At 36.0% G+C, this 12695-nt stretch carries 12 protein-coding genes; 2 read left to right on the forward strand and 10 right to left on the reverse strand.

The features are described from left to right. The first annotated feature begins 407 nt into the window (after positions 1–407). Positions 408–2120: a putative basic amino acid antiporter YfcC gene (yfcC, locus tag WMO19_RS05685; protein ID WP_349170651.1), complete on the forward strand. Its 1713-nt coding sequence runs from the start codon at positions 408–410 to the stop codon at positions 2118–2120. A gap of 12 nt (positions 2121–2132) precedes the next feature. Further along, a complete protein-coding gene (gene iadA / locus WMO19_RS05690) occupies positions 2133–3317 on the forward strand; it encodes a beta-aspartyl-peptidase (RefSeq protein WP_349170652.1) in 1185 nt (394 codons plus the stop codon). A gap of 120 nt (positions 3318–3437) precedes the next feature. Here iadA and WMO19_RS05695 read toward each other — a convergent pair whose 3' ends face one another. From WMO19_RS05695 to WMO19_RS05740, 10 genes are all read right to left on the reverse strand, one after another. Continuing rightward, the gene (locus tag WMO19_RS05695; protein ID WP_349170653.1) at positions 3438–3785 is read right to left on the reverse strand and encodes a helix-turn-helix domain-containing protein; all 348 of its coding nucleotides are present in this window, start codon (positions 3783–3785) and stop codon (positions 3438–3440) included. 305 nt (positions 3786–4090) lie between these two features. Then, the gene (locus WMO19_RS05700) at positions 4091–5095 is read right to left on the reverse strand and encodes a hypothetical protein (protein ID WP_349170654.1); all 1005 of its coding nucleotides are present in this window, start codon (positions 5093–5095) and stop codon (positions 4091–4093) included. A 28-nt stretch (positions 5096–5123) separates the two neighbouring features. Beyond that, complete coding sequence (locus WMO19_RS05705) at positions 5124–5951, reverse strand: class C sortase (protein ID WP_349170655.1); 828 nt, start codon at positions 5949–5951, stop codon at positions 5124–5126. Beyond that, the gene (locus WMO19_RS05710; RefSeq protein WP_349170690.1) at positions 5941–6768 is read right to left on the reverse strand and encodes a class C sortase; all 828 of its coding nucleotides are present in this window, start codon (positions 6766–6768) and stop codon (positions 5941–5943) included. Before WMO19_RS05710 ends, WMO19_RS05705 begins: the two co-directional genes overlap by 11 nt. Beyond that, positions 6752–7732 carry a class C sortase gene (locus tag WMO19_RS05715; protein ID WP_316719140.1) on the reverse strand — a complete coding sequence of 327 codons (981 nt, stop codon included), beginning with the start codon at positions 7730–7732 and terminating at the stop codon, positions 6752–6754. Before WMO19_RS05715 ends, WMO19_RS05710 begins: the two co-directional genes overlap by 17 nt. 38 nt (positions 7733–7770) lie before the next feature. Next, a complete protein-coding gene (locus WMO19_RS05720; protein WP_349170656.1) occupies positions 7771–8367 on the reverse strand; it encodes a SpaA isopeptide-forming pilin-related protein in 597 nt (198 codons plus the stop codon). Positions 8368–8381: 14 nt separating this feature from the next. Next, on the reverse strand, positions 8382–8990 hold the full coding sequence (locus WMO19_RS05725; RefSeq protein WP_349170657.1) for a hypothetical protein: 609 nt from the start codon (positions 8988–8990) through the stop codon (positions 8382–8384). Positions 8991–9117: 127 nt separating this feature from the next. Continuing rightward, positions 9118–11310 carry a SpaH/EbpB family LPXTG-anchored major pilin gene (locus WMO19_RS05730; RefSeq protein ID WP_349170658.1) on the reverse strand — a complete coding sequence of 731 codons (2193 nt, stop codon included), beginning with the start codon at positions 11308–11310 and terminating at the stop codon, positions 9118–9120. A gap of 176 nt (positions 11311–11486) precedes the next feature. Continuing rightward, a complete protein-coding gene (locus WMO19_RS05735) occupies positions 11487–11981 on the reverse strand; it encodes a hypothetical protein (protein ID WP_316719136.1) in 495 nt (164 codons plus the stop codon). A 19-nt stretch (positions 11982–12000) separates the two neighbouring features. Further along, positions 12001–12594, reverse strand: coding sequence for a hypothetical protein (locus tag WMO19_RS05740; RefSeq protein ID WP_316719135.1), 594 nt, complete (start codon positions 12592–12594; stop codon positions 12001–12003). Positions 12595–12695: the final 101 nt, after the last annotated feature.

The following is a 12695-nucleotide window of genomic DNA, read 5'->3' on the forward strand; positions in this document are numbered from 1 at the left end:
TCGTTATTAACATTTTACACGAAGTTAGTATGAGTTTTTATTTTTTATTTGTGTCGCATTTAATTTTACAACTTATCTTTCCTAAAATAATAAGAACTCATCAATAAAAAATTTTCCCTATGATAACTTTGCTCCTACAAAATGAAAACCTTTTGATATATACTATTTACATGGGATATATTATTTCAGATGAAATTTTTATGAACTCTGACTCTATATCTTAAACCTATCCATAAAGACCTAATTATAAAATTTTACAAGCTAGTCCAAGACCCCCAGCTTATAATTTTAATTATTAGGTGATTTTACCTGGCTATAAATTTATTTTCTTGTAATTATACTTATCCTAAGTCTAAAAAATTTACTAGCCAAAAAAATATGGATAAAAAACTCGAAAGGAGAAAATTATGACAAAAAAAGATTTAACAAAATTTAAAACGCCGCACACCTATGCAATTATTTTTGTTGTCGTTCTTATTTGCTGGGGCTTAACATTTTTAATTCCAGCAGGTAAATTCTCAACTCACGAAGTTGAATACCAAAATGCCTCTGGCGAAACCGACACAAGAACAGTTTTGCAAACTGAAACCTTTAGGTACATGCACCCTCTCAACAAGGACTTCTTGGCTCAAAATCTTGGCAACTTGTCCCAAAATAAAGAAGCCATGGAAGAAAATGACATCGACGAGGAGGCCTTTGCTGAACTTCTAAAAACTCCAGCTGACACTTGGGACCAAGGCGCCCTAGATAAGGTTGGCTTGACAGACGATACTCTATACGGACTTTATGGGGATAATTTTTACGATAAATCTGTCAACTTAAATAAGACAGCAAAAATTTGGGGCACAGATGACTTCAATGGCTTTGGTTTTTTAAACTACTTGTTCGAAGGTCTAGTGTCTGGTGATAAATATGGGTCTGCCGTTGGTATTGTTGCCCTTCTTTTAGTTGTAGGTGGAGCTTTTGGTATCATCATGTCTACTGGCGCCATTGATGCTGGTATTTATGCTGTAATCAACAAAACAAAGGGTCTCGAAAAATTTGCAATTCCAATTTTATTTTACCTATTTTCACTAGGTGGAGCTACCTTTGGCATGAGTGAAGAGGTTATTCCCTTCTCCATGGTCATGGTTCCCTTTGTCATTGCCCTTGGCTACGACTCCATTGTCGCCGTCACTGTAACCTTCGTTGCATCACAACTTGGCAATGCCGTTTCTTGGATGAGTCCCTTCTCTGTTGCCATAGCTCAAGGTATAGCTGGCATTCCAGTTTTATCTGGTGCAGGCTTTAGGCTTGTATGTTGGGTTGTAGTTACAGGCCTCGGCGCAGCCTACACTATGGTCTATGCAGAAAGAATTAGAAAGACTCCAACTCTTTCCGTTGTCTATGATACAGACAATAAGTTTAGGGCAAAACTTGCAGAAGACAATTCTGCACAAGAATTTAAACTTGGACATAAAATTATTTTACTTGAAATGTTGGCTGTCCTAGTTTGGATTGTTTGGGGAGTTATGAAAAAGGGCTACTACATTCCTGAAATAGCTTCACAATTCTTTGTAATGGGTCTTGCTGCAGGTCTTACAGCAGTAATCTTTAAATTAAATAACATGACAATTAACGACATGGCTTCCTGCTTCCAATCTGGTGCAGCTGATCTTGCTGGCACTGCCGTTGTTGTAGGTATGGCTAAGGGTATTTTAATTGTACTTGGCGGCAGCGATGCAAATTCCTTCTCTGCTCTAAATACTATTCTTTACTCCATGGGTAATGCCTTCGCTGGCGTGCCAAAGGCAATCGCAGCAATTGGTATGTATCTATTCCAATCACTATTTAACCTAGTTGTAACATCAAACTCAGGACAAGCAGCCCTAACTATGCCTATCATGGCACCACTCGCTGACTTAGTTGGTCTTTCAAGACAAATTGCAGTCCTTGCTTACCAAATGGGCGCAGGCTTTATGGATGCCTTTACACCTGTTTCTGCAAGTTTAATTGGTGTCCTTGGCGTTGCTGGTATAGATTGGTCTAAGTGGGCAAAATTCCAAATCAAGATGCAAGCCTTCTTCTTCCTACTTGGCTCAATAATATTAATTATTGCAGTCCTTATTAATTTCCAATAGGAAGTGAATAAGATGATTAAAGTTATTAGAAAGGCAAAAGTTTATAGCCCAGAATTTTTAGGAACAAAGGACCTCTTAATTCTCGGAGATAAAATTGCAGCCATTGAAGATGAAATTAAAATTGATTTGTCTTGTTTGGATGTAGAAGAAATCGACGGGAGAGGAAAAATTTTAACTCCTGGCTTTATAGACTGCCATGTTCATATCCTTGGTGGCGGTGGAGAAGGTGGTTTTAAGACAAGAACACCAGAAATAACACTAAGCACTCTGACAAAAGCTGGCGTCACAACAGTTGTTGGAACCCTCGGCACAGATGGTATTGCAAGAGATATATCCGCCCTCCTTGCCAAGGCAAGAGGCCTTGAGGAAGAAGGAATCACATCCTATATCTACACTGGAGCCTATCAAATACCAACTCCTACCCTAACTGGTCATGTCATGAAGGATATAATGTCCATTGATAAAATAATTGGGGCAGGGGAAATTGCCCTATCTGACCACAGATCATCTCAACCGACCTTTGAAGAGTTCATAAGACTTGCAGCCAATGTTAGAGTTGCAGGCATGCTCTCTGGCAAGGCTGGCATAATTAACATCCACATGGGCGACGGAAAGTCCAACCTGGACTATCTAAATCGTGCAGTAGATGAAACAGAAATTCCTATTTCACAATTTTTGCCAACTCACTGTGGCAGAAATCCAGAACTTTTTGAAGAAAGCATAAAATATTTAAAGCGTGGTGGCTACTGTGACTTCACTGGTGCAGACGACCCCGACCTTTGGGAAAAAGAATATGGCGAAGTTAGAATCTCCAAGGCCTTAAAACGCATAATTGATGAAAAAATATGCCTCGAGAACTTTACTTTCACATCAGACGGACAAGGAAGTTTCCCAATGTTTAACGAAAAAAATGAATACCTTGGACTAGGCATTGGCAAATCATCTTGCCTCCTTGAAGCAATAAAAGAATGTGTCTTTAAAGAAGACATCCCACTTGAAATCGCATTAAGAGGTCTCACTACAAACCCAGCAAAAATATTGTCCCTAAAGAATAAGGGAAGTATTAAAGTAGGCTTTGATGCAGATATAAATTTGCTTGACGAAAAAACTTTGGACATCGACACAGTCCTCGCTCGTGGTAAAGTTATGATAAGGGATAAAAAAGTAGAAGTCCTTGGAACTTTTGAAAACCTTTAAAATTTTAATTCTCATGACTTTTGAAAAAATTTAGAAAAAAACACACAAAAAAAGGATGCAGGCACAAAAGCTCGCATCCTTTTCTTCTTATTATGTTAATATAATCTACTTAAACTCATCTTACTTTGCATCTTGGCTCTTCCTTGCAATCCTATCCATTTCAAATTGATTAAGTACAAGCTTGTTAATTAAAGACAAAGCTTCTAAGTCCTCTCTTTTTATTAAATTAGACCTATAATCTACCTTGCAATTTAAATCTTCATTTCCATACAAAATGGAAGAAAGAGGACAGCAAAACAAATTTGCCAACTTATCAATTTGACTTTCTGAAATATTTATTTTGCCCTTTTCAATTTTCGAAATCATGTCTTGGTCCAAATCCAAAAACTCAGCAACTTGCCCTTGATTTAAACCAGATTTCTCTCTTAAACATTTTATATTTCTTCCAACATTTATTAAATCAACCATAAGCTTCCTCCTTCCTTCTTTCTCTTCCCTTTTATAAGAAATATTTTATCATAAACTAAATGATTTAAATTTTTGGACATTTTAGTTTATTATGATTTTAAAAAAGTCCTTTGCTAAGAATATCCTATACAAAAAATTGCTTTGATTTCAAATCGAAGAACTTCGGCTAAAATCGCACTGTTCGAGCGAAGCGAGTCCCAGATTTTAGAAGTTCGAGTTCTGGAAAGCGTGAGTTTAGAATGAGATATACATAATTAATTTTGATTATAGCTTTTATCAAAAAAAATATGGTCTCCCATAGTTTTTCAATCAAAAACATTCTCAAAAAATCTTACAATTATCATCGGATCTTTCTTTTCATAAGAAAATCTATATTCTAAAAGTTTTTCATCTAATTTAAATCCCTTTTTATATAATACTAAAAAAATAATACTTCTTACATTCGGATTTTCTGAATAAAAATTAGCCAATCCGTCTAAAGTTTTTATGACTTCCGATTTCTTACTCTTATTGTCTATCCATTTAGTCTCAATAATAATTTTATTATTATATAATCCTAAGTCAGCTCTTTTTTCTTGACCATCTAATTTTATCGCCACATTTTCGGTTTGTATGTCTTTATAAATTGGTCTAAGCAAAAAATGAATAAAATTTTGAAAATCATATTCATCTTTCAGCTTTATTTTGTCAAAAGTAAAATTTTTTGCTTTTTTTGAATATTCCGTAGGAATTGTTAATCCACATTCTATTATATCTAATATACTATTCGTAATCTGTTTATGGTTATATCCCGAAAAAAATGGTTTTATACCAGAATACTCTAAGTCTTTCAGAAATAGATCAAATATATAGACATCATCTCTTATCGCATTTTTAGGAATTACGCTCATAATAAATTCTGTCCCTATTAATGTTCTCATTTCCCATAAATCAAAACTATTATTAAATCCATCTTTTAAATCCCATAAACTTATAGCATCTATTTGGTCTATAAGATCTTTAAAACCTTTTTTATTATCTGATCTATAAAAAATTTTACTTCCGTTAACAACAGAATATGCAGTTATTGAATCCGTAGACAAAAATAAATCTACTGGTGGGTATTCATCGTGTAACCAAGAATTTATATCTGCTATCGCTATAGGCTCTTTACAAATTGCTAATAAGTCTATATCTGATCGATAACTTTCTGTTCTATATGCTCTTGATCCAAACAAAAATATTTGATTGATTTCTGAATACTTTTCAATTAAAGAATTGATAATATCTCTTAAATTCCAAACAAGGAAATCGGTGTTATATTTTAACATATCTTTTCTCTCAAAATTCTATTATCTATTAGCTTTTCTTCCTTCTCTTGCCTTCTCTAACATATCCCATCATTTTAAAGAAGACAACAATAAAGGCAAGCCAACCCACAAGAGTCACTCCATAGATTGCGTACTTCAAATAAGAAACTTGTCTTTCTTCCTTTACTTTTTCCACAGGCTCTGCCTTTTTCTCAACGACTCTCTCTGCGTTAATGAGTAGTCTCTTTGGCCTCGGTGGTCTCTTTGGATGACAAGTTAAAAGTGTCACCATGTCCCTGCCCTCTATTGGCAGAACTTTTTCCCAGTCGCTGGGGTCAATTATCTCCTGCCCAGTGACCTTGTACTTCAAGAGTCCAGATCGACCGTCAATAAAAATGTCGTCGCCTGCTTCAAGCTTCTCCACATTGTAAAACATGAGGTCTCCCCACCAGCCCCTGTGACCAGCTATGACAGATCTCGTGGACTTGCCACCAAGAGGAAGACTTGTCCCTTCAACTTGCGCCACGCCAAGGTCCAAGTGCTTGTAAGTTGCATCAAGATAAATTGGCTTTTTCATGTCAAGCTTGGGAATGATGAGATAGGCAAAGACTTCCTCCTTGTCAATACCCTTAATGTCATAGTATCCATCATAATTTTCATTAGAGAAGGGGTCAATAATATTGGAGTCGCCCTTCTCAACTTCCTTGTTGTACTTTTTTAGCTCCTCAGTCAGAGCCTTATCCTTTTCCTTAAAAGCCGCATACCTTTTGTTCGCCACAATTTCCCTATAAGACATGGAAGTAAAGGCAAGTAGGGGCATAAAAATCCCCAAGAGAATAAATAAATATCCAATTAAAACCCTAGTCTTAACCTTCATAGCGTCTTCTCCTCCTATGTCTAATATATAAGAATATAATAAGCATAACTACAGCAAGAACGATTCCCGGCACAATTAGAGACTTGTAATTGAACTTAGCTCTTTCGATTTCCTCTTTCACCTCTGGCACATAAGGCACCCTGTGGCCACGCACAAGCAGTCTGTGAGAGTTAATCATGTAAGGCGTACAAGTAAGTAGGGTCATGAGGTCCTTGCCTTCCACAACGAGGACTGGCTCGAAGTCCCAAGGTTCAACAACGAGAATTTGGTCCACCTTGTAGGCTAGAGTCTCCTTAACATTTGTGAAGAAGAATAAATCTCCCACTTCCATCTTGTCTAGGTCCCTAAAGAGTTTAACTTGTGGCAGTCCCCTATGGGCTGTAATGACAGCGTGAGTGTCCTTGCCGCCAATAGGAAGAGATGTCCCTTCCAAGTGACCACAAGCGTGTTGCAGTACATCCTCAGAAGTACCAGCGTAGACTGGAATTTGTTGGTTGATCTTTGGCACATCAATGTAGCCAATCTTTTCCCTTACTTCAAGCATACGAGCATAGTTTTCCACGCCCTTCTTTTCCCTTTCAGTGTAGGGGTCAGCCAGCCTTGAAGGGTCGAGAGTATCATTGTAAGCCTTGGCAAGATCAATTCTCTCCAAAACTTCCTTACTTGGCATTTCGGCAACAGCCTCTTGGAAGTCCTTAACCTGATTGTTGTTCTCCACAGTGTAATAATAATTGGAAATAATTGGGTAAATGGCAATCATTAGCCCAAGCACAAAAATAAGAATAATTTTCCAATTTTTTTTAAACTTTTCCACCATTGCCATCACCCTTACTCATATCATCATTTCCACTATTGCCATCGCCCTTAAGCTGATCCTCACTCTTATTATTAGCGCTCATATTCATCTTAGCTAGCTCAATATTTTTAGCCCTTTCCAGCTCTCTCTTCCTTGCCAATTTTTTCTTTCGCCTTGACAATAAATATCTAACTAAGATAATTATAGCAAAAATTAAGAGAATGATAAGCCTTTTATCAATGCCAAGATTTCCGCCCTTGTCTTCCATAACTTTTTCATCAACCTCTGGCACATAAGGCACCCTGTGACCACGGACAATGAGCCTGTGAGTGTTGATCATAATAGGAGTACAAGTAAGTAGGGTTGCATAGTCCTTTTCTGGCACCACAAGAAGCTGAGAAAAGTCACTTGGGTCAATGACATCAATGTGGTCAACCTCATAAGCCAGTGTGCCCCCAATATTTTCGATGTAAAACTTCTCGCCCATCTTCACCTTTTGCAGGTCCGTAAAAAGCCTTGCAGAAGGAAGACCAGAGTGAGCAGTGATAACAGTGTGAGTGGACTCACCACCAATAGGAAGAGATGTGCCTTCCAAGTGACCAGCACCCTTTTGGAGGATTTCCTCGTTAGTACCAGCATAAATAGGCAGCTCTACATCAATAGAAGGAATAGTGACAACGCCTATCTTAGTCCTTAGCTCTAGCATCTGAGCATAATTTTCGATTGCCTTGTGCTTTTCCTCTTCACTGTAAGGGTCCTTTGGAGTCACATTGCCTAGATTGTCGTTGTAAATCTTGGCAAGCCTCATCCTCCTCTGGATCTCTTCGTCACTTAAGAGGTTTCTCGCTTCCTTGTAGTCGGCAACTTGATTGTTGGACTCAATCCTATAATACCAGTTGGATATCATGGGATAGGACAAAATACCAAGCCCCAGTATGAAAATAAAAATAAATAAAAAATTAGATTTTTTCCTTTTCTTGCTCATATAACACCATAAAAAAGAGGCCCCCAAGGAGCCTCATTCTATCTCTTGTCCTTGATTAAATACTTACCTAGCCCAATCATCACAGCACCAGCAACAACTAGCACAATGAGAGTTATGTCACCCGTTTTAGGAATAGGTGGCTTTTTACTGTTTTCAATAATTAGGACTTTCTCAAAAGAATTGTCGTCAATCTCAAATTTTAAAGAACCCTGCAAGAGAGTGTAGCCATCGGGAGCCTTAGTCTCCCAAATATAATATGTGCCATAGGGAAGATCATAGACAGCAAACTTGCCATCATCGCCAGAATTTAGCACAAGGTCTTTGCCATCCCTTTGTACCCTTTGGTCCATATTGTCCTTGTCACGAGTGATTACAAACTCAGCCCCAGGAAGACCAATTTCCCTAGCCTCATCGGTCTTGTAGAAATTATAAGAACCTAACTTCTTCTCGTTGACAACCTTGACAGTGGCACTTTCACCTTCAAAAATAGCAAAGTCGCTTTCACTTTCCACAATCTTATAGCCCTTTGGAGCCTCAATTTCCTTGAAGACATAGGCACCAGGCTTCACATTCTTAATAAGAATCCTACCACCATTATCTGTGACAAAAATCTCAGCAGAACCCTTATCGTCCACAGACCCATCCTTAGTCAAAAGAGGATCGCCATTGGCATAGAGTGAATAGTGAACTTAGCACCTTCAAGAGCCTTGCCCTCTCCATCAGTCTTCAAAAGAAGAACAGAATTAGGAGGTGGTGGTGGAGTTTCTCCAGGAGGTTCGTGAGGTGGCTTTTCAGGTGGAGGTGGTGGAGGTGGCGGAGTAATCTTTAACCCCCATTTTAACTTGATAATATTAGTGTCCCCAGGACTGAAGACAGCAGACTCAATAAACCTCTCCTTATCTCCAAGTTCTCTTATATAATAAGTGCCAGGCTCAAGACTAAGAGTAATCTTATAGTCATCAGCCTCTTTAGGACTTACAATCCATTTATCAGCCTTGTTTTCAAGCTGCCTATCTAAGTCAGCCTCACTCAACCTATCGAGGATGGCAACAAGTCTCGTCTTGTCCATAGAAGTGTCAATAAACTTATCATTTATCTTCCATATACCAAGAGTCCTGCCCTCTAAATCATTTTTACTTAAACTTTCCTTTGTCTTTATGTCGATGGTAACAGATGATGCTCCCAAAACAGTAAGAGGTAGGAAGACCGTAGTTACCATCGCAAATAAAATTATTAAACTGTATATTTTCTTCTTCATCTCTACCTCACTATCATAATATGTAGGGGAAAGGGAAAGACCCCTTCCCAATTTAATAATTAGATTTAACTAATAATAATCTCCTTAAACTTAACAAATTGTCAAATTAAATTTAAATTACTAATAATTAAGCTTCTTCTCTATTTTTCTTCATTGCCATTACAGCGCCAGCCATTAGACCGATACCAACAACAGTGAAGATAACAGTACCCATACCACCTGTTTGTGGAATAGTTACTTTCTTATTGACTAATCTTTGAGCTTTAGTTGTATCAGTTGTTGTTGAATCAATCATAGCATTTTCACCTGTTAGATTTAAGTTGCTATAAGAATCCTTATCAACAGTAAACTCAAATTTTTGACCATCAGCTGGAATAGCATATCCTTTTGGTGCTTCAATTTCGACTAAGTTGTAAGTTGCAAAATCAAGTCCTGTTATTTCCATATAACCTTGGCTGTTTGGAGTTAAAACTACTAGATTTTCAGTTAAATTATCTTTTGTTCCAAATCCTTCTTTCCAAGTATATTGAATAGATGCTTTCTTCTTTAATCCTGCGATTTCAGTTGCTTTTTCATCAATTGCTGTTTTCTTAGCTGTTCCTTCAGCTCCATTTTGTTGTTCTACTGTCATAGCATTATATTCATCTACAAGAGCTTTTAATTGTCCTTCTGCAGTCTTTAAAGCTGTTTGTTCATCTGTTAATTGTGCCTCTGTCTTGTAGTATAAATATTTACCATCTTGGTTAGAAATTATAAACTTACCACCGATTAGACGAAGTGGATTTGCATTATTATCATCAGTTTTTACAAATCTGATACCGCCAGATGTTACAGTTACTTCTGGAGGTGTAATTGGATTAGGGTTAGGATTTTCCTTATTCTTGATTACAACACCACCTTGAGCATCGTGAGAATAATTAGCTACCCAACCATTGATTTCAACTTCCACTACTCTATATTTTTCTTTTTCATTAAGACCATCAAATTTACCAGAAGTTTGAGCATCATTTAAAGTTAAAGTTTTGCCTGCTACATCTTCCCATTTGTTTGTTGCTGGGTCCCATTTTTGTAACTTAACAGTAACACTTAAATCTTTTGGCCAATCTTTTGCTGTAGCGCCATCCCCACCAACAAAGGATTTGCTTACAGGAATTTCAGTTTTATTTGTTTCTGGAATTGGGTTTTTATCTCCTGGTTGTGGAGTGTATCCTGGTTTATTTCCATAGAAGAAAGAAACTGTATTTGTTTCTGGGTCTACTGGACCAGTAAGTCCGTTAAGAGTTGCTGAATATTTTAGTGTTATTTCAACTTTTTGAGCAGCTTCATCAGCTTGTTTGTTATATATTGTATTTCCATCAATAAGTTTTACGCCGTCACCTTTATTAAGTGTTTTTTCTAATACTTTCTTGATACCTGCATCAGTGAATTTTAATACAAAACCATTATCTGAATTTGTAATAGTATAATCTGCTGCTTCTAAAGCTAAATCAGTTCCTGGGTCACCATAAGTTGCACTTACAACTAAATCATTGTTATAAGTTAAACCTGGGCTCATTCTATCTGACCAAGCTAGTATGATTTCTTTTGAACCAGCTGGAATTGGAGTAGTTACAACGTAAGGAACTTTTGCGCCCTTATCTAATGTAAGAATTCTATTTCCCTTATCATCTTTAACTGTTACATTGTGAGTTTCTGTTTTCTTATTTGCCTTATTTGCTTCTGTGTCTAAATCCTTAGTTGTAGTTTTGTCTGTCAATTTGTTCTTTGGATAAATGTGTACATCCTTCATTGCAGCACCATTATCATCATAAATTGGCAATGTGATTTTAAAAGGTACTGCTAATGCACCAGTATGGTTTGCTGGTGTTTCAGATTCTACAAAGTAATAAGTTCCTTCAGCTAAGTTTGGAATTGTAACTAAACCATTACCACTTGTAGCCTCTGTTTCTACTCCTGCAACTCCATCAAATAATGCTGCATTTTGATCAATTATAGCTTGTACTTGTTCTTTTGTTTGAGGATTAGTTTCTTCAATCTTAGCTAATTGTTCAGTAGTTACTTTATAATAAGTAAATTTAACTCCATTTAACCATTCTGGGTTTTTACCTTTGAAATAGTTTTCGCCCTTAAGGTCATCAAGTGATAATTCTTGACCTTTGTGGTCTTTAGCTGTTACTCCATCAAAATTGTCTAACTTAATCTTGTGAATATTAAGATTAGTTGTGGGTACTGTTTGATCAGCGAATGCTGTTAGTGGAGAAAATACTCCAACGATCATCACTAATGCCATGATTAGTGATAGAATTTTTTTCTTGTTCATAATAAACTCCTTTGTTTTATTTTCTGGGATTGGGTCCCAGTTCCCATATTACTTCTAAGACTTATAGTCTTAATTAATCTGGGTTAGGGTCCCAGCGCCCTTATATAAATGGTCCTAAGACCAATTATGACAAATTATCGGGTTTTATAAAACCCCTTCATCTCTTTTCTTTCCAATTAATCTTTCTTATCAGATTCTAGTTCTTCCTTCTTCATTTCCAATACATCTATTCCATATTGTAATGCTACAAGTTTTCCATTGGCTGTTTTATAAACAAATAACTTTAGTGTCGAAGCTAATATAGATATTGTAGAGAAAACCAACAGTATAAGTGCAGCAATAGATATGCTTTTTACATAATACTCTGTATTCTGTAATGCTGCTATAGATATAATCAAAGATGCTCCAGCTACTATAAATGTGAAATAGTTTAGAAAAACTTCTCCATTTTTTAAATTTCTATCTAAATCATTTCGGCAATACTTAAATACTATTAAATCATTTTTCACTTCATCTTTTGTGAAATCTTTTTTAATTAAATAGTTAGTATTAATATACTCCCCTACTTCCTCGTTAGTCGCTTTCTCCAAGCTATTAGGAAACGGCTTAGATAGATTGTAAATAGATTTTCTAGTTTTTATTCCCATAGTTTTTTTTATCAGTATTTTCATTTTCCATAGAAAGATCTCTTCATTTGTTCTTATCTTCTAATTTCTGAGTCAACTTTTCTTTTTTGTACTCAAGAATGTGAATACTTTCGTTAACAATCTTTAATTTGTTGAGTTTTGAATTTTTGCAACGGCGCCATAAAAAATTTATAAATTTCATGATTAATGACAAAATTACAGCTATTATTACGATTGAAAGAACTAATTCAACTGCTCTCCAATCTTTATTTTTTGGGCTTAACACTATTGTTATTAGTGTCGTAGAAATAGCTATGCCTAGAGTTTCAAAATAATTACTTGTTTGGCTTCTGTATTCTAAGCTTGCTTTTAAATTATCCCTATAAATTTTAAAAGTTGTTAAATCTCTTAAAAATTTATCACTATATTCTTCTTTCAGATTTGAATAGGTTGTTTTTACATAGTTTTCCACATCATTTGATGTCATTTCTTCAAGATTTTTATCATTTTTATAGCTTAATGTATAGTATCTATCTATTTTTCCTAGTAAATTATCAATAAATTCAGCATCATTAAAATTGTTTTCTTTAGTTGTATCAGTTAACTTAGAATCCATATTATTTTTAGAATCTTTTTCGTCTAAATTTTTTTCTACCATAAATCACCATTTTATTATTTAGATGTTAGGAAAGTTATGAATCCGAGAGGGCGGTGGGGACTGACCCCTCCACCACTCTCAATTCATTAAATTTTATTTAC

This window comes from Peptoniphilus hominis (ex Hitch et al. 2025), from assembly GCF_040096015.1.
Classification (GTDB): Bacteria; Bacillota; Clostridia; order Tissierellales; family Peptoniphilaceae; genus Peptoniphilus_A; species Peptoniphilus_A hominis.